This is a genomic window from Nonomuraea sp. NPDC049709 (genome assembly GCF_040674815.1).
GTDB lineage: Bacteria > Actinomycetota > Actinomycetes > Streptosporangiales > Streptosporangiaceae > Nonomuraea.
In genome coordinates this window covers 91,751-113,759 of record NZ_JBFANM010000034.1, presented here as the reverse complement: position 1 = coordinate 113,759, position 22,009 = coordinate 91,751, and the positions used below count along the sequence as shown (strand labels likewise).

The window sequence follows — 22,009 nt, the reverse complement described above, 5'->3', positions numbered from 1 at the left end:
GGACTCGAAACGACTGGAGCTCTCCTAAAGCGGGTGCCGCAGGTTCGAATCCTGCCGGGGGCACGCATCTCCACCAGGCGTTTCGCCCTCTGACCTGCGGTTTCCTGCCGCAGGTCTTCTGCTTCCTAGGCCCCTGATAGGCCGCCGAGGGTACCCGCATGCAGCCGTAGGACCATGATCTGGGGACATACGGGGGATGATCTTGAGGACGTTTCCCCAGGTCGCCCGCATTTTATGGACCACTCTGGTGCCGAGACGCCCTCCGGCCACCGACCGGCGAGGCGTTCCAGGATGGCAACATGGGGATGCCTGTACAGACGTCGGCATGACGCGTGACCGCTGTTCTCTGCACGATGTCGCCCGACCGTGCGCGTGCATCAAACCTTGGGGTAGATGCTGCGCCAGCGGACTTCGGGGAGATCGAGCTCACGGCGGGTAGCGTCCAAGAAGTCATCCTGAGCCAACCAGAGGGCTCGGAACGCCTCGGAAGGGATTTCTGTCTCGGAATGTGCCGCGCGTTCCGCAGCGATTCTTCGGACTCTCTGAACCACAGCGGCGCACGCTTTCATCGTGTCGGGCGACTCCGAGACCAGCCGAACAGCGACCGATGCTGTATCAAGTCGTTCCTTGTAAGGCCGCCCTTCCTCATTGAAGAACGGCATCAGGTCATCGGGTTCCCGAGGATTGGGGACGGCTGCGATCTTTACCCCTGGTTCCAGGGCAAATGCCACGTATTGGCGATATGCGGACACAAACTCGCTGTAGGTGGCAAGACGGATGTCTCGCCATTGACGCGCATGTTCGCGCTTCCAGGACCGGTCCAGGTTGCGGCCTGTAAGCCATCCACCTAACAACACACCCAGCAACGCAACCACTGCCGTCGTCACGGTAGTAGCGAAGGTCATCGACGCCCCTTCCCGTGGGTGCGAACGACTCGCCGACACCTGCATAGCAGGTTCCCTCTCGGTATTCTGACTCAACATTGGAGGGTTGGCAGCGGGTGACCGGGTGACCGCCGCCGGCCCGCCGTAGGGCGGTGAGGTAGGGCTTCGCCGCTCAGTTTGATACGCCGACAAGCGGCGCCACTCCGGATACTGTCATAGCCACCGAGTCTTCACCCCACCTGCGTACCACCGCTCAGGGCAGCCCGTATCTTCTCTTGATCGCTGCCGCCTCCTCCTCGGGCACCTGGACCGGTGTACGGCCTAGCGCCGTCTGCAACTCATCGACGATCCTCTCCCCCGATGTCCGCACCCGAGACCGGAACTGAGCAAGCTGGGCTCCGAACAGTTTCGCCGTCGGCCCGGTCCAAACGGTTCCGCTCTGGAACTGCCGGAAGGGTGTCTCGATGTCGCTGTCGATTTCCTGAACCATCGGGCCGACCACGCGTAGGGCGTTTTGCAGAGCCTCGTACAGCGGGTTGGACACCATCGCCGCCATGGTCAGTCCTTCTTCTTGGGAGCGGTGGCTTCGGTGATGAGCTTGGGTGCGACCAGTTTCATCAACGCGATCACATCGGCCGCGTTGTCCCGCCCTTCGACGCCTTTGGACATCCCGATGAACAGCTGGGCCTTCCCCCTCACCAGTACTGCGCCGGCCTGAGTCTTTTCGGGCCTTCCGCCTTGCGTGTAGAACCCGATCCCGCCGGGGACGATCTCGGGCAGGGGCTTGTCGCCGGCTTTGATCTGGGCCTTGACCCAGTTCTCCCCTCCCGCCGGGTTCAGGTCGATGTCGAGCAGTTTCTTCTGCTCACCCGTCGGCTGGTATACCGCACATCCGCCCACGCCCGCTCCATCGCCGAAGCTCAGATTGAAATCTCCGAGAGCGATCGGTTGGCTGACGCCCGTCATCAATTCCACAGCACGAAGAGGAATGTGGTCGCAGATGTAGGGCGGCGCGGCGACTGTCGGTAGCGGTGTCCTGTCGACTGGAGTTTTCTGGTTACCAGTGCAACCGGCAGCCAGAATCAGAGCCACGCCGAAAGCGGTGACGGTTCTCATTCTTCCTCTCTGTTCGTGCCCGCTGGGTACTTGCCGAAGGCGCGATGGTAAGCCTTGAGCAGTTCGTCTTTCGTGACCTTCCATACTGTGCCTTTGTGGTTTTTGATCGCCCACTCCTCGTAGTCGTTGAAGTGGGGATGCTGGACGGCGTTCTCCGGTGTCATCTCAGCCAGTGTCATCAGACTCCCGTCGGGTTTGAAGAAGCTCAAGGAGCTACGCGCGTCCGGGCCGAAGAGCCCATGATTGAACATGGCCTGGGCCAAGAGTTGGGTCGCCAGAAATTCCGACTGGCCGATCGCCTCGTTGGCTTCGTGCGTCGCCCGGTTCTTGTTGACCTCAGTCTTGGCGGTGTCCTCGATCACGCTGGTCCAGGAGCCCACGACGGCGGCCGTGATGGGCCAACCGGACTTCTGCGGAATCGCCAACCCGGTGTTGACCACCGCCATGATCGCCTTCATCTTGCGCTCTTGGGCCTCATCCAATCTCTGGCCCTGGGCTATACGAGCGAGCCCAGTCGCGTCGGCGATCAAACCGAAGCCGGCTCCGACCTCCTTTGCGGCGATCACGAAGCGCTCGGGGTCGCCACTTGCGGCATTGTGGTTAAGCAGTCTGTTCGCCCACACAGTTTGGGCGGCCATCAACGTCGAGACGGTCTTGGGATCCTCATCGAAAGCCTCCTTCATGACCTCGCGTAGGTCCCCGGTGTTGAACTGCGCAGGCCAGGGCTGGTTCGGTGGCAGGTGTGGGCCAATGGTGCTGCGAACGTCGGCCTTGCTAAGCCCTGACCGCGCCGCGGCGTTGGCGACGTCAGGGATATAGGCGGCAAGGATGAGCGCTGTCGTACTGGCCGGAACGGCGGATTCGGCCCCCTTGAGGGCTCGCTCGGCCTGCAACTTGACGAAATCCGAGGCCAGTTGGGCGGACAGGAAACCGCGGGACGGATTCTGCGCTGTGCCGTCGCGGTCCCTGAAGAACGTGGTGGCCGCCTCCACAGCCTTACCCACCGCCTCCTTGCCCTTGCCGTTCATCGTGGGGCGTTCGGTCAGGAAGCGCTTGAGCGCCGTGGGATCCTTGGCGAAGAAGTCCTGGGCAGCCGCGGGGTTGCGGCCCAATGCGTCCATCATGTCCACTATCGGATCTTGATGGGGGTCACGGAAGGCCGTTCCGCCTTGAGCCGGGAGTTTGCGATCGTGGGCGTCGATGGCTCTGGCGACCTCCACGAGAAAGGCCGAGTCGAACGAGCCGTGTCTGATCGCCTTCGCGAGCGCCTGGTGGTCCTGCGGTTTGAGGCCGGTGGTCAACTCCTTACGCCATCTGGCATCCAACCGAGGGCTTGCCGTGCCGAGGGCCTTGCTGAGCGCGACCTGAAGACGGTGGAGCGATTTGTCGCCCCTCACTGTCTTGGCCATGACTTCCCGGTATCTGGTGGCGCCCAGCGCGTGCATGAGCATCGTGGCGAAGGCCGGATCGTTGATGCGCTTCTCCAGTTCGGCGAGGGTCTTCTCGTCGATCTTGCCGGTCTTCGCGGTCTCGGCAAGCCGATCTGCGGCGGCGTAAACGTCCGGATTGCTGGAGGCTCGGTTGTAGAGGGCCTCGTCGAACGGGACCATGTCGGGGGCATCGGCACCCCAGGTGGTGGTCAGCGACTGAATGGTCTCGTTGCGCCGGCGTAATTCCGGGCGTTTGGAGCTGATCCAGTTGGCCATCTCACGCAGGGGCGTCAGGGCTGAGGTGTCGAGTTGAAGCTGACTCAAGGCCTGGCGAATGCGTGGCTCATGGGTACCGAGTGTGGTTTCGGCCCTGCCGAGGTCGCGCTCGAAACGGCCCATCTCGGAAGGCGTGATGCCGGAGTAATTCCAGTTGGGAGGCTTAGGGGTGAGGGACGGTCTTGTGGGGTCCAGGTCGCCGGTCTGCGCTGGCGGTTGGGTGGGCTGGTCAGCGGGGCGATCCGGTGTCGGCAGCGGGGTGGGGGTGGGCTGGGATAAGTCCCCGGGTGGCTGATCGGCCTTGGCCGACGGCGGCGGGGTGGGGAGGGAGTCGGGCACTGGGGGACTCATAACGGGTCTCCAGCACAGATCGGCAAACGAACAACCGGATTATCTACGATCCCAGTACGCCTCGACGGAGGTTCATAACGCAATAGCATGGTCATTCCTGGCTTTGGTGATGCGCCGTCGCCACGATGTACGGGAAACGCACTCCCTGGGTTCGCTTCCTAGAACGAAAGGTCTCGAAGCTTGATCGTCCCCGAGTTGTTCCCAAGGGTGCGCCCTGGTCGCATATGTGCAGGCTAGAGAGCCTTTTGTTCCCTACACAAAGAGGAAGAACCCGTTCAACGATATTTCCCGCGTTCAGAACCATCTGCTGGATCTTGTTTGCGCGCCACTTGGGACGGGCGGCGTATGGCTGACTTCTGGATCATCGGCCCCATCGCCTGGGACCTTGCCCCTGTACGTTGACCGCATTCCCGCCTCACGGAACCTTCTGATTGCTTACTTCCCGCCAGCGGTCACTTCATCCAAGCCGGCGAAAGCGTCGAACGTCCCGGCGGCACCGGCGCCAACGTCGCCGTCGCCCTGAGCCAGGCCGGGGGCCGCGTCCACATGGTCGGTTACGTGGGGGCCGACGCCGCTGGCCAGACCATGATGAAGACGCTCAGCACTGCCGGTGTCGACGTCGATCATGTGCAGTTCCTGCCTGGCCACACGTCCTCGGTGGTCCTGCTCATCGAACCCAACGGCGAACGAACCATCATCGGCATCCACGCCGACCTACTACATAGCATCAACATCCCGACCCATGCCGTGGCACCAGGGGACGTCGTCTATTGCGCCGCCTGGCACGATTCCTTCGACTCCGATGCCCACGCCATGGCAGCCGCTGGAGCGCTGGTCACCAGCGTCCCCCCGGGTACAACGCCCGCCGTGCTAGCCCGGGACGCCGCGTCGGAGGGATGGCCGAGCACTCATCGCTTTCGTTCCTGGCTGCGCGCTCACTGCCGTGGCGCTACCCCAGGATCAGGCGGCATGCCCGGTTACGAATGCGGAACTCCGGGCGGGAAGGCGGAAACAATTCGTCGCACTTGGCACCGTGCAGTGATACCTCTCGCCTCTTGTCCTCGTCTTCCCTATCAATACGCCTGGGCTCCTCCACACGATCAACGCGCGTCGTGGAGTTCCTGCGCGGCACCTGGAAATGCTCACGACGCTGCGGACGGGGCACGGCGGAAGCCGCTGATCGATGATGCTTCCCCGACGAGATCGCCTTGCTCTTCGATGCCTTGGGACTTGGCCTGGACCTCACCGAGGGCGGCGGCGTCCGAGGCGCAGACGCCGGCGTAGACGGCAAGGTGAGCACCACAGGCCGTTCGGAAATGATCGGGCGAGACGTCGGCATCGAGACGACCGCCGTTCGAGGTGAGGAACCGTTGGTGCCCCATGAAGCCGACCAGATGCCGACGCCTGCGCTGGCCAGGACGCTAACAACGAGCACCGGTCTCGTCAGACGAACCCAGACTCGGCAAGGGGACCGTTCCGGCGGGACCGGGGTCGAATACCTTCTCCAGCCGAGCGACTCGGATGCGGCGAGGGGCCGGGGCCGCTCCCGGCGCGGCAGGCCGTACGGTGGCCGCCTCACCGGACGCGATTCTCCGGCAGGCGTGACGGAGCGGTTTTGATCACTGGTCATGGTCCTCCTCCCTGCCCGTGCATGCAAGAGTGACGCAACGTAACGAGTCCTGGCGGGAACGACGCGGCATGACGGACGGCATCGAATTCCATGGCCTCGGTCGCGCCAAGGCCAAAGGCGGATAGAACTGGCTATTCGTTCAAGGCGTCGTTGATCTTGCCGTTGATCTGCTCTTGCTGGCCGTCCATGCACTTGGCATAGACCCGCAGGAGCACATCAACACTGTGACCGGCGCGTTTGGCAACCTCAACGGCTGGGACGCCCGCGTTCAGCCAGAGTGAGACCGCCGCATGGCGCAGGTCGTACGGTCGTGCAGCCAGCGACGAGGCGATTTGTTCCGTGGTGAGCGCGAGCTTTCGAGCTTCCTGCCAGACGTAGGAATGCGCCGAACTGGAGTAGGAGCCTCCCGTGCTCGTTCGGAAAATCCTGCCGTCCTCGGCGGTGCCGTACGTGGCGATGTGCTCGCGCAGCATGGCCACCAGGACGGGCGGGATCGGAATTTCTCGCGTCTCCTTGTCCGCGCGGTGCTTGAGACTGCGCGACTCGTGAGTCTCGCCGGAGTTGGTCCAGCGCTTTGTTCCCTGAGGCCGCGCCTTCTCCAGGACGATCAGCCCCCAGCCCGTCTCGGGCAGCCTGCAGTTTCGCAGCCGCAGATCGGCCGCCTCCTCGGGCCGGAGCGCCGCGTAGTACATGCACGCGAACAGCGGCTTGAGCCGGGCACCTCGCTTGCGACCCACCTTGGGCACGGCGTCGAGAAGTAGCCGTGCCTGTGCCGGATTGACCACGGTACGAGGATCGACGACCGTAACCGCCTTCGGCACCGACCACTTGATGCCGTCCAGCGGGTTACTGCCGAACACCTTCTGCTCTACCGCGTGCTCCAGAAGGTGATGCAGAATGGCACGCTTGCGCCGTACCGTGTTCGCCCCCGCCGGAGCGCCCGCGAAGGTTACTGAGATGGCGTCGAGCGCCGTGCGAAGGACGTGCGCCTCTCCCAGCGCAGACAGAGGAAGAGAAGACCTCTCCAACCAGCTCAACGCCGCGGCTTGGGACATGGTCAGCGCGGCGCGCCTGCTCTCCGGCAGGAGAACATGGATCCGCAGGACCTCTCGCAGTTCCTCAGCGGTGGGACGGCGCGGCGCGTCAGCGACCAGGGCAGGGATCAGTGTCAGGAGCGCGTACGCATCCGTCTCGCGGGTCCTGGCGGCCGAGGAGTTCCATCGCCCAAGCACGTACGCCTGGGCGAACTCCAAGAACGACGGGCCAGCCCGCTCAGGCGACAGCATCGACACCGGCAGGCCGGTGGCGACGTCGAACCCCTCCCCCGCCTTGGCCGCCTGCCGCAAGTCCGACAGGAAGGCGTTGGCCAGCCCTTTGGTGCGGAAGCTCTTTGACCTCTGCTTGCCGGCGACTCGCCAGCGGGCGATGTAGGCGGGCGTGCCGCGGTCGGTGCGCTGCTGGATCTGGCCGAGCTTCACGTCGTAGGTGGTCTTCACTTCGCCTCCCGTCGCGAGTCCAGCCAGGTCATGAGGTCGCTTCGCCAGATGCGGAGTTCGAGATTCGGCAATTGAACGCAGACCGGCGCGCGGCCGAGCTCGCGCCAGCGGTAGAAGGTGCGGCGAGAGACCCCGCCCAGTTCGGCGCAGACCTCCGGGACGGTCAGCAGTTCATCACGGCGACTCATCGGGCATCACCCGCCATGTCTGGGACGCGAGTTCCCGATATGGCGGCGGCGAGGATCTGATCTCCGAGGCTGTAGCCCTTGCCTGCGTAGGTCCATTCGCTGATTACCAGGACGGTGTCCTCGTCGAAGAGAGGGAGCCGGCCTGTGGTGATCTCATGGTCGCGGGCGTGCTGTTCGCGGGCGGCGCGGAGTTCGCCAAGAGTGGTGGAGTAGCGGCGGGACCGGGTGGAGAAGTGGCCGCGGAAGCCGAGCATGTGGGCCCAGTTGGCAAGGCGGAGTTCGGCCAGATCCTCGATGGTGGCGAGGCGCAGGCATTCGGCGATCAGGCGTTTTGGGTGTTCGCGGAGGTTGAAGGCGTCGAGGTTGTCGAGGGGGTTGATGCGGCGGTCAAGGGTGCCGACGCATTCGGCCGCCTTTGTCGCGTATTTCGCGATGTACCCGGCGACGGCTTGTTCGGTGAGGTCGCCGTTCAGGGTGATGGGCCGAATGTCGAGTTGTTGGCCCCACTTGAGGAGGCGGGCGGGTTGGTCGTCGATGGCGGGGACGAGGGCGCTGACGACCTGGGCGGCGTGTCGCACGGCTTGTGTCAGGGCGTCGGTGGTGGCCCAGGGCGGTGGTGGCGCGGCAGGGCCGCCGGGGCCGTCGAGACGGATAACGGCGTGGAAGTGGACGACGCCGCGGCGCTGGTATTCGGCGACCTTGGCGAAGGAGACGGTGAGGTGTTCGCGGAGGTCCTTCAGGGTCAGGCCGCCGAGTTTGGCCAGGCGGCGGCGTAGGGAGTCGGCGAAGCGCTTCCACAGCAGCGGCGCCAGGGCGTTGAACAGGACTGAGCCGGTGTAGTCGTAGCAATCTGGACACAGTGGTTCGCCGAGGTGGGGATCGTCGGGGCGATGCTTCGCCGTGCAGGACATGACGCGCCCGTGTGGGCAGGTTTCGGCGTTGCGGCGGGTGTGGCAGGGCAGGACCTTGCCGTTTTGCTCACGTCGGCTGTGGACCGTTCCAAAGCTGGGCGCGGTGAGGGTGACGAACAGCGTGGGATGGCCGGTGACGCTCTCGGGCACGCCCTTGCCGCCGATCAAGCCCGCGCGGATGAGGTGGTAGGTGTCGGCGCGGTAGATCTCGGCGCAGGCCGGGCAGCGGGAGGCGCGGCGCGTCTTGCAGGGCAGGCGGAGGATGCCGTCGGGTTCGTGGCGGGTGGTGTAGCGGTGCAGGAGTTGGCCGGTGGCGCGGTCGCAGTGGTCGACCTTGCCGCGTAGGTGGATGGGCTGGCGGCAGCCACCGGTGGCGCGGATCTGGGCAGCCCACCGGTCGTAGTCCGGGGCGTTCAGTCGGGCGATCACGCCCGCAAGGGCGTGCGGGTTGGTGGTGCATGCAGGCAAGATGGAAGCCTCCTTTCGCTCGTTCGGGTGAGGGGACGGCCCCCGACCTGGCAGTCGTCTTGGCGGATGTGCGGCCAGGCCGGGGGCGCTGCGCGCTAGGCGCCGTGGTTGTCGATGCCGGTGCCGTCGCAGTCGCGGCAGCGGTTGCGGTCGTTGTCGAGGCCGGTTCCGGTGCAGGTGCAGCAGCGGTAGTGGATGACTTCGATCAAGGGCTGTTCACCTCCTCGGGCGTGGTGTGGTGGTGAGGTAGATGCGCCAGTGGGAAGGTTTGGCGCGGTCGGGGTAGAGGCGTGAGACGTCGGTGACGGTGAAGTTCAGGCGTAGCCGGAACAGGGCGTCGATGACTTCGGCGCGGGTGCCGTCGAGGCGGATGCGCATGGTCGCTTCTCCTGCTGGTCAGGTGGTGGGTTTCGGGTCGGGCTGGATGCAGCCGGAGTAGCTTCGTTCGGCGGCGTGGAGGGCGCGGGCGGCGGTCAGTACGGCGACGGCCCGGTACTCCACCGGCCCGAAGCAGACCGTGGTGGCGTAGTGGCCGTACGGGGAGTCCTCGAAGTCGATGCGGGAGCCGACGAGCGCGGCGATCTGGTCGATCTCGGCGCGCATGTCGGCGTCGCTGTCGTACTCGGGGAAGTGGTGGACGACGACGTGAGAGGAGACGGGCACCTCGGGGTGGGCCTCCAGGAAGGCGGCCAGGTCGAGCAGGCCGTTGATGAGGTCAGTGCGGCGGTTGTGGGTCATGGTGTGATCTCCCTTCTGTGTTAGGCGGTGCGCAGGGTGCGGAGTAGGTCCGAGGCGAGTTGATTGGACACGCCCAGGTGGGCGCGCAGGGCGTCGCGGGTGATGGGCTTGCCGTGCTTGGCCTGGTGTTCGTCGGCGACACGACGGGCGTAGTCGACAAGTGCCGGCGCGGGACGGTCCTCCTGTTCGTCCTGGCGGTCGTCCTCGTCCTGCTCGTCGGTGGGGACGAGTTCCGGGACGGCGGACGGGGTCAGGACGGGTGAGGACGAGACTTCCGGGATCTCCGTTGGTTCGGGACGGGCGTGAGATGCGCGACGTTCGAGCATCGAGACGGCGAGCAGGAAGGCGCCCGCCGGGGTGGCGGCGGTGATCCAGCCCCAGACGGTCGGGGCGGCTTGGGCGAGGTTGGCGGCCAGCGACAGGACGATTCCGCCGACCAGGACCAGGACGGGCCACGAGACGAGGCCGCGCGGTGATCGGCCGGTCTTCTTGTCGCGTTGGCGTTCGCGGGCGGCCATGACGCAGGTCAGGTCGATGCAGACGGCGATGGCCCAGGACATCCAGCCGGTTTGGCCGTGCTCGGCTGCGGTGTCGCGGATGTGGGTGAACGATCCGGCACCGGCGATGATGGCCAGGACGAGAACCGGGCCGGTGTCCAGCAGCCAGCAGGCCAAGCGTCGCATCGTCCCCTCCCTTCAGGCGTTGATGGACTCAGGTAGGTGGCTGGTGATCTCGTCCCAGGCCGGGGCGAGGTCGGCGTAGGCACGAGCGGCGTGTTCGGCTGCCTGCTCGGTGACGTAGAAGGAGCGGGCGCGGTACCACTGGCCGTCCTGACCGGCGACGATGGCGACGCCGGGTGTCTCGGCAGGATGGCGCGAGCGGAGACCAGGGCGGCCGGGTCGAGGTCGCCGAGGGTCATGGTGGCGGTCTCCGGGTCGTTGACCCGGTGACAGATCCGGCCCGAGCACTGAGCTCGGAGCGCGGTGACACCGGGGCCAAGGTCGGAACCGATCCGCTGGCCGCAGCAGAACAGGTAGATGCCGAACGCCCGCCCGAGCTGCGCGACCCGTAGCAGCGCGGTCGAGGTCTTGGCGATCTCGTCCTTCTCGCTCTTGTCGGCCATCAGGTACAGCTCGGCCAGCTCATCGACCAGGACGACGATCGGGGTCGGGCGGATGCCGGGCGGGAGCTGCCAGATGTTGCGGGCACCTGCCTGGCGGCAGAGCCCCATGCGATCGACCATCAGGCCGACGAGGTCATCCAGCAGCGTGACCGTCTCGGCGCGTGAGGTGGCCAGCGCGGACAGGCGCGGGCTGTAGGGCGTGAACTCGACCCCGCCTTTGAGGTCGAAGCCGACCAAGGCCACGGGTTGCGGAGACAGCCCGACGATCAGGGCGTTGGCGAGGTTGGACTTGCCGGACTGGGTCGCGCCTGCGTTCAGCCAATGCGGCACTGTGCGGAAGTCGATGGTCCAGGGCGTGCCGTTCTCCAGCCGTCCCACGGTGACTTTGAGCAGGTCCGTGGAGGCGGGCAGGTTCTCGACCTTGACGAGCGGGTCGCGCATGGTGGCCATCAGCACCACTCGCCCGGGCCGGGGTGAGGAGGCGCGGATGGCGTGCACGCCCCAGGAGTGCGCCAGGCGTTCGGCGGCGTCGGCGTAGTCGCCCGGTGTCTGGCCTTCCAGGGTGTGCAGGGTGACGCGCCAGCCGTGCCGGGTGGGCAGCGGCAGCCACATGAACGGCTTGGTGTCCACCGCGATGCGCTGGAAGCGGCGCTTGACCTTCACGACGCCGGTGGAGGCGACCAGGCCCGGCACGGTGGTGAACCAGAAGCGTTGCCGCTTCTTGGTCAGCCCGCAGCCGAGGGCGACCCGTCGCCAGGACGCGAGTACGGACAGGGCGATGATCGGGTAACCGACCACCAGCCAGAACGATTGATGGTGCCAGCGGCGCCAGGCCCACAGCCCGACCGCGACAGCGGCCGGGACTGTGAGCAGGACGAGCGCGTCACGCATCGGCGCTCTCCCGCACCGGGAGGAGGGCCGAGGCGCGGTAGCTGATGCCCCACCGGCCGGCGATCTCCCAGACGTAGCCGAGCAGGCCGACCGGGTTGACCTGATCGCCGACGGTGATGGGCGGCTCTCCGGTGGTGGCGATCTTGACGAGCTCGATCCGGCCGAACTCGTCCTCTACCGAGACGGTGACCTCGAAGACGGTATTGCCGTTCTTATCGGTCTTGATCTCGCCGGTGTCGCGGTTGAGCACCCGCGGACGTGGGGCCTTGACGCAGGTGATGGCGAGCTTGCTGACATCCACAGGGATGGGAACGGAACGCATGCTGTGACCTCCTTATTCGTCCTAGCCAACATAGTTAACCTAGTTGGCTCAGTTGTCAACGTCCTCTCGGTTGGCTTGGTTGAGGTTTCGTGGTGTGATGGATCGCGATGGTCGAGAAAACCGGGCGCCCCGGCTACCTCCAGATCGCCGACGATCTCCGAGCGCAGATCCGCGGCGGCTCTCTCGCGCCCGGCACTCCCCTGCCATCCACCACCCAACTCGCCGAGCAGTACGACGCCTCGCTGTCGGTGGTGAAGATGGCCGTCGGCATTCTGCGGAACGAGGGCCTGGTGATCGGCCAGCAGGGCAAGGGAGTGTTCGTCCGCGACACCGACGCCGCACCCGCCGGCGACCTGGCGAGCGAGGTGACCGAACTACGCTCCGCCGTTCGCGACCTTTCGGAACGCCTTTCACGTGTCGAGGAGCAGTTGGCTACGTCCACGACACGCCGCCCCGGGCGTAGCAGCCGGTAACCTTCCGCGCCAGCGACGCCGACGCTCCGTTCGGACGCTGACGCAGGTTCAGGGCCTTGTCCTCACGGCGGATGCCGATCAGGACCATGATGTAGCCCGCCAGCAGCGTGACGCCGAGTACTCCGGCAATGATCAGCGGGATCGTGGTCATGACCAGATCACCCCCGCCGCGGCCAGGCCGCGAGGAGCCCGCGGGGGACGGCGGGTCTCACCGCGCCGCCTGCCGCCCTTGCGCTTGGCCGTCTGCTTCCTGAGCCAGCGGTCCCGGGCCCGGCACTTGCGGCAGAGTTCCCGCCCTTCGTCGAGCAGTGCCCCACACACGCAGGTGGGCTCGGGGTAGATGTCGTGATTCATGGTGATCACCTCTCCTTTCGGTCGCTTCGGTGTTGCTGGGTGACACCAAGATTGCGACGGAGAGTTAGGACGAGATCACTACACGACGGGACATGTTCAAGACGTCCGGCCTACGATGTCCAGGTCCCCGGACGTCCCCGGAGCAGGTGATATGGCGAACGAACGGCTACGCGCCGCCCTCCTACAAAAGGGCGTGAGCATCACCGACCTGGCCAATGCGATCCAGGTTGACCCCAAGACGGTCGAACGGTGGATCACCAAGGGCCGAGAGCCGTACCGAAAGCACCGCTTTGCGGTGGCTTCCTACCTCGGCACCGAGGAGACCTACCTCTGGCCAGAGGCGCTGACCCGCGAACAAGTCGCCTCAGCGTCAGAGTCCGAGATCGTCACCGTCTACCCACACCGCTGGGCCGTCCCGAGAGACGTATGGGGACGCCTGTTCGCGAGCGCGTCCGAAGAGATCGGCGTGCTGGTCTACAGCGGGTTGTTCCTCGCCGATGACACCGGCATGGTCCGCATGTTCGGCGAGAAGGCCGACGCCGGAGTACGGGTGCGCATCCTGCTCGGCGACCCGGACTGCGCCGAGGTGGCCCAGCGCGGCAAGGACGAGGGCATCGACGACGACATGGCCGCCAAGATCCGCAACGTCCTCGTCCTCTACCGGTCCCTACGCGAACGGGAGAACGTCGAATTCCGGCTGCACGCCACAGTGCTGTACAACTCGATCTACCGCGCCGACGACCAATCCCTCATCAACACCCACGTCTACGGCGTCCCCGCCGGCAACGCACCGGTGCTGCACCTGCGTAAGGTCATCGGCGGGGACATGGTCGCCACCTACGCCGAAAGCTTCGAACGCGTCTGGGACGGCGCCCGACCGGTAGGGTCCTGAGCCATGGCCAAGCGGATCGACTACTACGACGACCCCGGCGCCCCAGCACCCAACAGCCTGGTCCCGTCCGTGAACGTGATCGTCACCAACGCCGCGGACGAGCTCTTGATGATCCGCCGCACAGACAACGGCAATTGGGCCGTCCCCGGTGGCGCGATCGACCTTGGCGAGTCGATCCCGGCGGCAGCCGTACGGGAAACCGAGGAAGAGACCGGCATCCTCTGCGAGATCACCGGCCTGGTAGGCACCTACAGCGACCCCAAGCACGTCATCCTCTACACGTCGGACGGCGAGGCCCGCCAAGAGTTCTCCCTTGTCCTCACCGCCCGCCCCGTCAGCGGCGAGCCGCGGCCGAGCAGCGAGTCCCGCGAAGTCCGCTGGGTACCCCGCGACCAGGTCGCCGAACTGCAGATGGACAGGTCGATGCGAATGCGGATCGAGCACTTCCTAGCCGGAACCGACCTGCCGTACATCGGCTGAAAGCGACCCGGGTCGGCTACGTTGATCACCCATGACCGAAGCCGCGTTCCCCGACACGACCCGTACTGCCTACGACGCGATGGCAGTCCGGTACGCCGAATTCTTCCGCGATCAACTGGCGGACAAGCCGTTGGATCGGGCGCTCATCGATACGTTCGTCGACCTCGTGAAGGCGTCGGGCGCCGGGCCGATCGCTGATCTCGGCTGCGGCCCAGGACACATCACGGCCTATCTCCACGCGCGAGGGGTCCCGGTGCTGGGTATCGACCTGTCGCCGGGGATGATCGAACAGGCCCGCTCGGAGCATCCCGGCCTCAGGTTCGAGGTCGGCTCGATGTTCGCTTTGGACCTGGCAGACGGCAGTATCGGCGGCGTATTCAGTCACCACTCGATCATTCACACGCCACCTGAGCAGGTGCACGAGGTATTCGACGAGTTCGCCCGCGTGCTTGCCCCGGGCGGTCATGTGCTGCTTTCCTTCCCAGCGACTGACGAGCCGTTGCAGTTCGCCGAGCCGTACGACCACATCATTTCGCTGGCCTACCGATGGTCCACGGACATGATCTCCGGCATGCTGCGTGAGCGGGGAATCGTCGAAACCGCCCGCCTGGTGTTCCCCGGCGATCAGGATCCGAAGCGCGGTTTCCCGAGGGTATTCCTGCTGGCCGGCAAGGCTAGCCAGACCGTTGCACCAAGGCAGTCGTCACGGCCTTGACGGCGGCGAGGATGCAAGGCGTTGACGCGGTGATCGAGCGGGAAACGAGATGCTCGGGTCCGTAGCGTGAGTGAATCTCCGCCAGGCGCTCGGCGACGTCAAGATGGGTGCCATCCGGGCCGGTGGTCATGTCGCAGTAGGTCAGCGCCTCGACCAACTCCGGACGTTCCTCGTCGAATTCGGACGTGAGCGTGTCGAACAGGTTGCGGTTGAGCGCCTCGTTGACCGCGCAGGAGTGGTGTGCGACCAAGCGGCACAGGGTGTCATCGGCCTTGACGACATCGCGCAGATAGCGTGCTCCGTCGAGCGGATGAAACCCGGTGTCCACCAGGTCCGGGGCGTACCCGATGTCGTGCAGGTACGCCGCGGCGATCAGGGTGTCGGTCTCCTCACCGAGAATCGGAGTCAACGATGCCGCCCTCTTGGCGACGCCCTGCGTGTGCGCCCAGCGCCGTGGCAGGGCCGTAGCGAGGAGATCTTTGGCCAGGTCACGCGCCCATTCAGCTTGTCCCACACTCCCCACGATAGACATGCCGGACATGGGCGGATCTAGACGGCAAAGCCGGACGTCTCAAGACGTCCTACGCCGACGGACGAACAAAGCGGCCCCGTCCGTGCTCGGCCACGACCAGACCGTCATGTTCGAGCACGGCGAGCGCCTGCCGCACCGTATTGCGCGAGGCCTCGTAACGCCGTCGTAGGGCCGCCTCGCTCGGCAGCGCACTACCAGGCTGCAGCTCCCCGCGTTCGATACGGGCGCGCAACTCTGCGGCGATCGCCAGATAGCGGTACGGCACACTCTGCTCGCCAACCGCGGCCACAACCCGCCCCTTGGAAGGAATGGTGGTGATCAGCCCTTCCTCTTCCAGGAGCGCCAGGCCGCGCCGTACGGTGTTGCGAGCTACACCGTACTTCGCGCACAGCTGCGCCTCAGAAGACAGCGCACTGCCCGGCGGGAACTCCCCAGTGACGATCTGCTGACGAAGGCGATCGGCGACCTGTGTGTAGACCTGCCCTCCGGTCAGCCACGGTAAGCATCGACGATCTTGTTCAGGTCGATGCCGAGTTCGCCCTGTTCGCCCTCGCGCCACCCTTGCCGCGCGGCCTGCTCGATCCGGTCCACCGCGACCGGCATCTTGAGGAACGACACCCGCTCGTCTCCCTGATCTCCCCAGTAGAACCAGCAGAACGGCAGATGCACGAACACCCGCCGCATCCTGCATCGGCTGTCGGTCACATTGAGAGCCGGCCGCCCGTCCTCGGCCACCACCAGCACCGCCGCGACCTCACACAGGGCCAGCCGCTCGCCCAGCTCGGTCAGCAACCGCTGCGCGTACGCTTTCTGCTGCTCCTTGACGGTCTGACTCGTCCGCATGCTCACCCTCCTGACAGCAGATACGTCCGATCTGCTGCTCGCGATCGAGCGTCGCTCCACAGCAGGGGGCCGGAACACCGCAACTCGGGGACGTCTAGGGACGTCTCGTGTTAACGTCCCAGCAAGGACGGCATCCGGAGAGGAGCAGGCCACCCCCATGAACGACAACCTGCGCCACGCGATGGCCGCCGCCCGCCTCCATGCGACAGACCTCGCCAGCGCACTCGCCGTTGACCCCAAGACCGTCCATCGCTGGCTCAAGGGCCGCATCCCCTACCCACGCCACCGCTGGGCCGTCGCCGACCTCCTTCAGGTCGAGGAAGCCGACCTCTGGCCCGAAGTGACCCAGCGGCACCGCGCTTTCAACGACGAGGTGCAGGGCATCTATCCGCACCGCTGGGCGGTTCCCCGCGCCACGTGGCGACACCTGTTCCAGTCAGCCACGCGCGAGATCGGCATCCTCACGTACAGCGGGCTCTTCCTCGCCGAGGACACCGGAATCATCCGCCTCTTGGTCAATCAAGCCCACGCAGGCGTGAGGGTACGCGTCCTGCTCGGCGATCCCGACGCCCCCGCGGTGGCGACACGCGGCATCGACGAGGCAATCGGCTCGACTGTCATGGCCGCCCGAGTCAGGAATGCACTGACCCTGTACCAACCCCTCGCCGGCATCGAGAACGCCGAGATCCGCCTCCACCAAACGGTGCTCTACAACTCGATCTACCGCGCCGACGCCGAGCTGCTCGTCAACAGCCACGCCTACGGCACACCCGCAGCTCAAGCGCCCGTCATCCACCTCCGCACTGTCGAACCGGAAGCAGCCGCCGCAACGTACCTGGCCAGCTTCGACCGTGTCTGGGCCAATGCAAAGGCATGCACGCAGTAGACATGATCAGCGGGATCGATATCTTGAGTTGCTGCCCTCTTTCCGCAGGTCAAGGCGAGATGATCTTGTCGGGCACGTAAGGCACGTCGGGCTGGCCTTCGCAGAATTTCACCTCGAACGTGTGTCCGGCAAATGACTGATGGCGGCGGCTCGCCACGACGTCGCTAGTGGCGTTGAAGCCGGAGCACCGGCCACCACTGCTCCGCCGGGGTGCGGGCGAGGGTCCGCGCGAAGCCCGCCAGCTCCCGCAGCGGCAGGACGGGCACGCCGTCCGGCAGCGACGGGAACGCCGCGATCCTGGTCACCACGACGGCCACGACGCACGGCGGGTCCGGATCCGGCGGGCTGCCGAGGGCTCGGGCCGCCGCCGGCCAGGTGCGCGCGACCCAGGCGGACTTACGCCGCACCTGGTCAGCGGCCTGCCGCAGAGTGTCTTCGGCCTGGGCGACGCCGCGGCCCTTGTAAAAGGTCAGGTCGACGTTCTTGCACTCGCCGACCAGCACCACGAGGCCGCCGTCAGGGCCGGTGGCCTGCGCCAGCACGTCGATCTCGCCGCAAGGCAGCGGCCTGCCACCGAGCCGTTCCAGGCCGTGCACCGCGCTCATCCCGGCGGAGCGGCACCGCTCGGCGGCGTCCTGTTCGAGGTCGGCGTGCACGGCGCGGGCCAGCCGGTCCACCTCGCGACCGAGGTCGTGCGAGCGTGCGCGGGCCGCGCGCTGCGCCTGGTGCAGGCGGTTGGCGATGGAGCCCTGGGCCCGGCCGTAGGCGCGTTGCAGCAGACCTCGGCTGGTCACGCCGACCACGGTTGGCCTGCCGTCCTCGACGTACCCGCCGCACAGCAGCGGCGCGTAACACAGCCAATCGGCCTCCGACGCCGTCACGACCAGGTCGTCGTCCGTGCGGTGGGCGGGGCGAGTGTCGGCGAACAGGAAGGACGGCACCGCCCGGTCGCGCCAGCGGGGCGGATTGAGCACAGCGTACCGGCGCAGCGCCTGGACGATCGGGGTTGGCGGGCCGAGATCGACGTGGACGAGGCCGTGCTGGTCGATGATGCGGGTCACGTCTCCCAGCCCGGACGCCGGATCCAGCAGAATCCCCAGCAGCCGCGACGCGGAGACGCCGAACGCCGCGTCCTCGACCGCGTCCACGCGCGCGGCGTTCTCGGGAGGATCCGTCACGAGGGACGCAGCACCGTAGAGGTTCACCTCCAGCGCCCACCGCACCCGGTCCGCCGGATGCAGTGTCAGGTGGCCGTCACCCAGCTCACACCGCGTGCACGTGCCCGGATCAAGATCCAGCAGCACGGACGAGAGCGCGACCAGGGCGGCCGCGAGATCGGACAGCCGCTCGGCCCAGCCGGGGTCCAGGTCGGCCGGCGGCCAGAAGACGGGTATCGGCCCCCTGGCCAGCAGACAGGCATACACAACCTGGAGCGTCAGGACATAGCGGTTCCCGCCGACGGACCCCTCGGCGGGCACCTCCGCCGCTGCCGCGAGCAGCCACGTCAGCGCCTCGGCAGGGGACCGGTCAACGAACGCGCGTAACGCTCGCACGACCTGTTCGCGTAGAGCGGCGAGGATGCCCGCAATGGTCCCGGGGTCCGTGCTGTCTGGCATCCGCGCCGACGGTAGGACGTCCCTCAGGGCGGCGAGGTCCAGCGACGACGGCACGTCGTCCAGGTGGGGCCACGTGCACCGGCCGCACCGCACGCCGGCGAAGCTCGGCCCGCCGGGCCAGAACGGCAGGCCTGCGGCGAGATCGTCGGCCCGGCGGCGATCCTCCAGGCTGGAGCCGCACCGGCGGCACGATCCCGGCGTCAAGGCTGCGCCGCCGCCGCGGCGGCGGGCTGCGGCGGCGGGGCCAGGACCGGGAACTCCGTCAGCAGGCGCTGCCTGAGCGCGTCGTGGTGGAGGCGGTCGAGGTTGGCGAGCGGGCGGCGGTCGACCATGCGCTGCTTCGGATCCAGCAGGGTGATCAGGGCGCGCAGGTTGGCGGCCGCCAGGATGAGCCGGTCCCCACAGAGCGCGTCCGCCTGCTCGGCGCGTCGCAGCACCGCGTCCAGCTCGCGGAACCAGCGCGTGAACTCCGGCCCGCTGCCCCACCGGTCGACGAACTCACTAAAATCCAGCACGTCGTCGGTCCCCTCCTTCGAGGTCATCACCTCGCCGATGCCGGCGCACATCAGTCTCGGCACCTCCGAGGCGCTGACGGCGTCCGGATCGGGATGCCAGCGGAAGTAGCTGAAGCTGCTCATGGCGCGGAACAGGCCGTTGAACCGCTTGGTGAACTCGCGGCTGCGGCGCCCCGACTCTAGGCGTACGAAGGCGAACTCGCGCTCGATGTTGCGTATCCAGCCGAGGTACTCCCCGAAGGAGTAGAGGGTGCTGACGCGGTAGTACTCGTCGCTCGCGTACCAGCCGCGATCGGCGTTGCGGACCAGGATGTTGATCCTCGTCTCCAGGCGCTCGGCGCTGCGCAGCAAGGGCATCGTGTATCGGCTGAGCACCCTGCGCGCGTCACGGCGGCCCGTCAGCCACGGCCGCAGCAGGTCCTGGAAGAGGAAGGTCACCGCCGCGCCGACGACCCCGCCGATCAGCGAGGAGAGCAGCAGCCAGAGGGCGGTGTGCTGGTTGATGGCCTGGTTGATCCAACTCACCGGCGACCCCCAGGTCGAACGCGTGCCCGCTGGACGATGGCGTCCGCCGCCCGGAGCCCGGCAGCCGTGACGAGGCCGATGCACCCGGTCACCCGTCATGCTAGTGGCAGACGCTCGTCCGTCGCCAGGTCCGACCGCGACCTGTCCGGGCGCCGCACCCGGACGCCTTTCGCGAACGGGGTGGAGCAGCGGTTCACCTACGCCGCCGAGACCGGCCACGTCGACCACCTCGAGTTGGTCGACGCGAGGCGGATCGGTGCGTGACCTCACCTACGTCCACGACGCCGTGGGCAACCTGACCGCGATTCACTCGCCGGACCCAAGTCCGCGGCGGGCTTCGCAACCGGGTACGGGGGAGGGCGCCGCTCCCTCGCCTACGTGTTGAACAAGATGTGGCAGGGGGCCGTCATCGGCCTATCCGCCGGCGCCGTGCTGGCGGTGCCGGCTACCTGATCACACCGCAGGTGGATCCGGGAAAGGATACGTCGCCCCCGAATAGGCCTCGATCCGGAACCAAGATTGTCGGGCCCAAGATCAGAAAGCAACCTATCTGTACGTGATCAAGGGCGGCCCGCTGCGCGGCCCGCCGGGCGCGCTGGCAGCCGCGTGCCCGGCTGCGGCTCTTCGGCCGGTCCGGGCCCGCATTGCCGACGCGCCCCGAGAAGCAGCGAGAGTCGCCCAATTAGGCCGTGACGATCGCTCACTTCGGTTCTCCTCATACCAGCTGGGGCGATCGCCTGCCGCGCGGCTTCCGGTGCTCGGGCCTGGCGGCCCTGTGCTCCGGGTCCGCTTGCCATCGGATGACGTGGCTACTGTCATGCACCGACTACCCAGAGGCCGAAACGCAGCCTGGCCAACCTCGCCAACAAGACCCTCGACAACCTCCTCGCCTGATCAAGTCCCGGCTGAGAAGATGCAACACCGATCCGGATTGATCAGCGGCTTCCTCGCCAAGACCTACCTGGACACCAACCCGCCAGTCTCTAAAGATCTCTATGCCTCGAACAAGATCAACTCTGAAGCTCTCAAGAGCTGAAATATGTGAGTTCATCAGGGGCTGCACCGAAGCCGTCCGAAAGCCGCAACCGTCCTAAGCGTAGAGCACCTCAGACCCGGGGCCACTCCACTGGTGACAAACCCGAAGATCACCACGTCGGAAGTCTCTATGGGGTGAGGATATTGCCCGATTGCCATCTTCCGCGAAGCACGTATTAATGGGGCAGTTAATGAAATGATCACGCATGAATGTGTGCGACTGGCTCGCAGGGAGGGGCGGCAGGAGTGATCAAGGACTCGACGTTGCGGGGCTACTTGCTGGAAGAGTCGCTGGCCTGGCTGCTGCGCTTCAGTGGGTATCAGCTGCTCGTCCACCAAGACCAGGATCCCCTTGAGCTGGTCACTCAGGGCGACACCCTCCGGGTTCGCGGACGGGGTGCGCTCCACCAGGTCGATGTGCTCGGAGAGTTCCCGTTCACTCCCGCGTTCTCCATGCCGGTACGGCTGTTCCTGGAGGCCAAGTACTACCAGGACCGATGCGGGCTGGAGATCATACGAAATGCCCACGGTGTGGTACACGACGTGAACGAGAACTTCATGACGAACCCGGGGACGGGGCCGAGGCAGCGGTACAAGTACTCGTACGCTTTGTTCTCGACAAGCGGCTTCACTGCTGACGCTCAGAGATATGCGCTCGCTCACCAGATTTCCCTGGTGGATCTATCCGGCGCGTCCTTCGGCTGGCTGCTCGGCTACATCGGAGCCACGGCGTCGACTCTGCACGCGGCGCAGAAGCACTTGCCAGCGTCAGCTCCCTTTCCAGTGACCTGGATGCGTACGGAGCTACGGCGGGCGCTGGAGACGTCTCCGCTGCACCTGTTGTCCCCGGCCTCCGTCGATGATGGGCCGTTCAAGCAGGCGGCCATCGCCGCAGTGGCTCCGTTCGCCACTGTGTTACGGCAGCGCAGTGACGCAGGGCTGCTGCTCGGTTTTCCCTCCGCGCCGTTCATCCTGCCGCTCGGTGGAAACGATCAGAGGCGGTTTCTGGAGTACTCCGAGGAAAGACCGGACCACACGGTGCGGATCAAGCGGCGTGGAATTGGAACTGCAGCGGAGTGGACGGTGTCGCCCACGGACTCGGTCGGCGCCTACGAGCTGACTTTCAAACTCCCAGAGCACATCGAGGAGTGGATCAGCAGTATAGGAGAGAAGGAGCGTCACCGCACTGCGCACGTCAAGGAGCACTTCCTGTCTTCGATCACGCTTTACCGCGTGAGCGGTGCCGGTGTACGGACCTATCAATTGCGCTATGAGGCAAGTTCGCTGTCACGCTCTGGAACCGAGAGGTAGCCAAGCGG

General features: G+C 66.2%; 27 protein-coding genes and 2 pseudogenes. 8 read left to right on the top strand and 21 right to left on the bottom strand.

The window, feature by feature from the left end; translation table 11 throughout:
- Positions 1-377: 377 nt before the first annotated feature.
- The 4 genes from AB0J69_RS31320 to AB0J69_RS31305 all read right to left on the bottom strand — a co-directional run bounded on the left by AB0J69_RS31320 (position 378) and on the right by AB0J69_RS31305 (position 3,829).
- A complete protein-coding gene (locus AB0J69_RS31320) occupies positions 378-905 on the bottom strand; it encodes a hypothetical protein (protein ID WP_364124363.1) in 528 nt (175 codons plus the stop codon).
- 232 nt (positions 906-1,137) lie between these two features.
- Entirely contained in the window at positions 1,138-1,440 is a 303-nt protein-coding gene (locus tag AB0J69_RS31315) for a hypothetical protein (protein WP_364124360.1), read from the bottom strand.
- Between the two features lie 2 nt (positions 1,441-1,442).
- Positions 1,443-2,000 carry a hypothetical protein gene (locus AB0J69_RS31310; protein WP_364124357.1) on the bottom strand — a complete coding sequence of 186 codons (558 nt, stop codon included), beginning with the start codon at positions 1,998-2,000 and terminating at the stop codon, positions 1,443-1,445.
- On the bottom strand, positions 1,997-3,829 hold the full coding sequence (locus tag AB0J69_RS31305; RefSeq protein WP_364124354.1) for a hypothetical protein: 1,833 nt from the start codon (positions 3,827-3,829) through the stop codon (positions 1,997-1,999). Before AB0J69_RS31305 ends, AB0J69_RS31310 begins: the two co-directional genes overlap by 4 nt.
- Before the next feature lie 687 nt (positions 3,830-4,516).
- Here AB0J69_RS31305 and AB0J69_RS31300 point away from each other — a divergent pair.
- Positions 4,517-4,795 (top strand): annotated as a pseudogene (locus tag AB0J69_RS31300) (PfkB family carbohydrate kinase); the annotation flags it as partial.
- Between the two features lie 404 nt (positions 4,796-5,199).
- On the opposite strand, the gene AB0J69_RS31295 reads toward AB0J69_RS31300, so the two are convergent.
- From AB0J69_RS31295 to AB0J69_RS31255, 9 genes are all read right to left on the bottom strand, one after another.
- On the bottom strand, positions 5,200-5,439 hold the full coding sequence (locus AB0J69_RS31295) for a hypothetical protein (protein WP_364124351.1): 240 nt from the start codon (positions 5,437-5,439) through the stop codon (positions 5,200-5,202).
- A gap of 379 nt (positions 5,440-5,818) precedes the next feature.
- Positions 5,819-7,183, bottom strand: coding sequence for a tyrosine-type recombinase/integrase (locus AB0J69_RS31290; protein WP_364124348.1), 1,365 nt, complete (start codon positions 7,181-7,183; stop codon positions 5,819-5,821).
- Positions 7,180-7,371 carry a helix-turn-helix domain-containing protein gene (locus AB0J69_RS31285; protein WP_364124345.1) on the bottom strand — a complete coding sequence of 64 codons (192 nt, stop codon included), beginning with the start codon at positions 7,369-7,371 and terminating at the stop codon, positions 7,180-7,182. Before AB0J69_RS31285 ends, AB0J69_RS31290 begins: the two co-directional genes overlap by 4 nt.
- A complete protein-coding gene (locus AB0J69_RS31280; RefSeq protein ID WP_364124342.1) occupies positions 7,368-8,750 on the bottom strand; it encodes a replication initiator in 1,383 nt (460 codons plus the stop codon). Before AB0J69_RS31280 ends, AB0J69_RS31285 begins: the two co-directional genes overlap by 4 nt.
- Positions 8,751-8,966: 216 nt before the next feature.
- Complete coding sequence (locus tag AB0J69_RS31275) at positions 8,967-9,128, bottom strand: hypothetical protein (RefSeq protein WP_364124340.1); 162 nt, start codon at positions 9,126-9,128, stop codon at positions 8,967-8,969.
- A gap of 18 nt (positions 9,129-9,146) precedes the next feature.
- Positions 9,147-9,488: a hypothetical protein gene (locus AB0J69_RS31270; RefSeq protein WP_364124337.1), complete on the bottom strand. Its 342-nt coding sequence runs from the start codon at positions 9,486-9,488 to the stop codon at positions 9,147-9,149.
- A gap of 20 nt (positions 9,489-9,508) precedes the next feature.
- Entirely contained in the window at positions 9,509-10,114 is a 606-nt protein-coding gene (locus AB0J69_RS31265; RefSeq protein ID WP_364124396.1) for a DUF2637 domain-containing protein, read from the bottom strand.
- Complete coding sequence (locus AB0J69_RS31260) at positions 10,015-11,502, bottom strand: FtsK/SpoIIIE domain-containing protein (protein ID WP_364124334.1); 1,488 nt, start codon at positions 11,500-11,502, stop codon at positions 10,015-10,017. Before AB0J69_RS31260 ends, AB0J69_RS31265 begins: the two co-directional genes overlap by 100 nt.
- Positions 11,495-11,824: a hypothetical protein gene (locus AB0J69_RS31255; RefSeq protein WP_364124331.1), complete on the bottom strand. Its 330-nt coding sequence runs from the start codon at positions 11,822-11,824 to the stop codon at positions 11,495-11,497. Before AB0J69_RS31255 ends, AB0J69_RS31260 begins: the two co-directional genes overlap by 8 nt.
- Positions 11,825-11,931: 107 nt before the next feature.
- On the opposite strand from AB0J69_RS31255, the gene AB0J69_RS31250 reads away from it, so the two are divergent.
- Positions 11,932-12,297, top strand: coding sequence for a winged helix-turn-helix domain-containing protein (locus AB0J69_RS31250; RefSeq protein ID WP_364124328.1), 366 nt, complete (start codon positions 11,932-11,934; stop codon positions 12,295-12,297).
- Here AB0J69_RS31250 and AB0J69_RS31245 read toward each other — a convergent pair.
- Positions 12,257-12,448: a hypothetical protein gene (locus tag AB0J69_RS31245; protein ID WP_364124326.1), complete on the bottom strand. Its 192-nt coding sequence runs from the start codon at positions 12,446-12,448 to the stop codon at positions 12,257-12,259. The two genes, AB0J69_RS31250 and AB0J69_RS31245, sit on opposite strands and share 41 nt — an antisense overlap.
- Positions 12,445-12,651: a hypothetical protein gene (locus AB0J69_RS31240; protein ID WP_364124323.1), complete on the bottom strand. Its 207-nt coding sequence runs from the start codon at positions 12,649-12,651 to the stop codon at positions 12,445-12,447. Before AB0J69_RS31240 ends, AB0J69_RS31245 begins: the two co-directional genes overlap by 4 nt.
- A 151-nt stretch (positions 12,652-12,802) precedes the next feature.
- Between AB0J69_RS31240 and AB0J69_RS31235 the strand changes: the two genes are divergently transcribed.
- The 3 genes from AB0J69_RS31235 to AB0J69_RS31225 are packed head-to-tail and all read left to right on the top strand — an operon-like array spanning position 12,803 to position 14,738.
- Positions 12,803-13,543, top strand: coding sequence for an XRE family transcriptional regulator (locus AB0J69_RS31235; RefSeq protein ID WP_364124321.1), 741 nt, complete (start codon positions 12,803-12,805; stop codon positions 13,541-13,543).
- A gap of 3 nt (positions 13,544-13,546) precedes the next feature.
- The gene (locus tag AB0J69_RS31230; RefSeq protein ID WP_364124319.1) at positions 13,547-14,023 is read left to right on the top strand and encodes an NUDIX domain-containing protein; all 477 of its coding nucleotides are present in this window, start codon (positions 13,547-13,549) and stop codon (positions 14,021-14,023) included.
- A gap of 31 nt (positions 14,024-14,054) precedes the next feature.
- Positions 14,055-14,738 carry a methyltransferase domain-containing protein gene (locus AB0J69_RS31225; protein ID WP_364124317.1) on the top strand — a complete coding sequence of 228 codons (684 nt, stop codon included), beginning with the start codon at positions 14,055-14,057 and terminating at the stop codon, positions 14,736-14,738.
- Here AB0J69_RS31225 and AB0J69_RS31220 read toward each other — a convergent pair.
- The 4 genes and pseudogenes from AB0J69_RS31220 to AB0J69_RS31205 form a co-directional block, all read right to left on the bottom strand.
- On the bottom strand, positions 14,698-15,252 hold the full coding sequence (locus AB0J69_RS31220; protein WP_364124315.1) for an HD domain-containing protein: 555 nt from the start codon (positions 15,250-15,252) through the stop codon (positions 14,698-14,700). The two genes, AB0J69_RS31225 and AB0J69_RS31220, sit on opposite strands and share 41 nt — an antisense overlap.
- Before the next feature lie 67 nt (positions 15,253-15,319).
- Complete coding sequence (locus AB0J69_RS31215; RefSeq protein ID WP_364124393.1) at positions 15,320-15,559, bottom strand: GntR family transcriptional regulator; 240 nt, start codon at positions 15,557-15,559, stop codon at positions 15,320-15,322.
- A 9-nt stretch (positions 15,560-15,568) separates the two neighbouring features.
- Positions 15,569-15,829: pseudogene (locus AB0J69_RS31210) on the bottom strand (winged helix-turn-helix domain-containing protein); the annotation flags it as partial.
- The gene (locus AB0J69_RS31205) at positions 15,760-16,119 is read right to left on the bottom strand and encodes a hypothetical protein (protein WP_364124313.1); all 360 of its coding nucleotides are present in this window, start codon (positions 16,117-16,119) and stop codon (positions 15,760-15,762) included. The gene AB0J69_RS31205 and the pseudogene AB0J69_RS31210, both read right to left, overlap by 70 nt.
- A gap of 151 nt (positions 16,120-16,270) precedes the next feature.
- Here AB0J69_RS31205 and AB0J69_RS31200 point away from each other — a divergent pair, with 151 nt between their 5' ends.
- The gene (locus tag AB0J69_RS31200) at positions 16,271-16,999 is read left to right on the top strand and encodes an XRE family transcriptional regulator (RefSeq protein WP_364124311.1); all 729 of its coding nucleotides are present in this window, start codon (positions 16,271-16,273) and stop codon (positions 16,997-16,999) included.
- A 164-nt stretch (positions 17,000-17,163) separates the two neighbouring features.
- On the opposite strand, the gene AB0J69_RS31195 is transcribed toward AB0J69_RS31200, so the two are convergent.
- Positions 17,164-18,615: a hypothetical protein gene (locus AB0J69_RS31195; protein WP_364124309.1), complete on the bottom strand. Its 1,452-nt coding sequence runs from the start codon at positions 18,613-18,615 to the stop codon at positions 17,164-17,166.
- Between the two features lie 200 nt (positions 18,616-18,815).
- A complete protein-coding gene (locus AB0J69_RS31190; protein ID WP_364124307.1) occupies positions 18,816-19,655 on the bottom strand; it encodes a hypothetical protein in 840 nt (279 codons plus the stop codon).
- 66 nt (positions 19,656-19,721) lie between these two features.
- Between AB0J69_RS31190 and AB0J69_RS31185 the strand changes: the two genes are divergently transcribed.
- Entirely contained in the window at positions 19,722-19,919 is a 198-nt protein-coding gene (locus tag AB0J69_RS31185; protein WP_364124304.1) for a hypothetical protein, read from the top strand.
- Positions 19,920-20,936: 1,017 nt separating this feature from the next.
- The gene (locus tag AB0J69_RS31180; protein ID WP_364124301.1) at positions 20,937-22,001 is read left to right on the top strand and encodes a hypothetical protein; all 1,065 of its coding nucleotides are present in this window, start codon (positions 20,937-20,939) and stop codon (positions 21,999-22,001) included.
- Positions 22,002-22,009 lie beyond the last annotated feature (8 nt).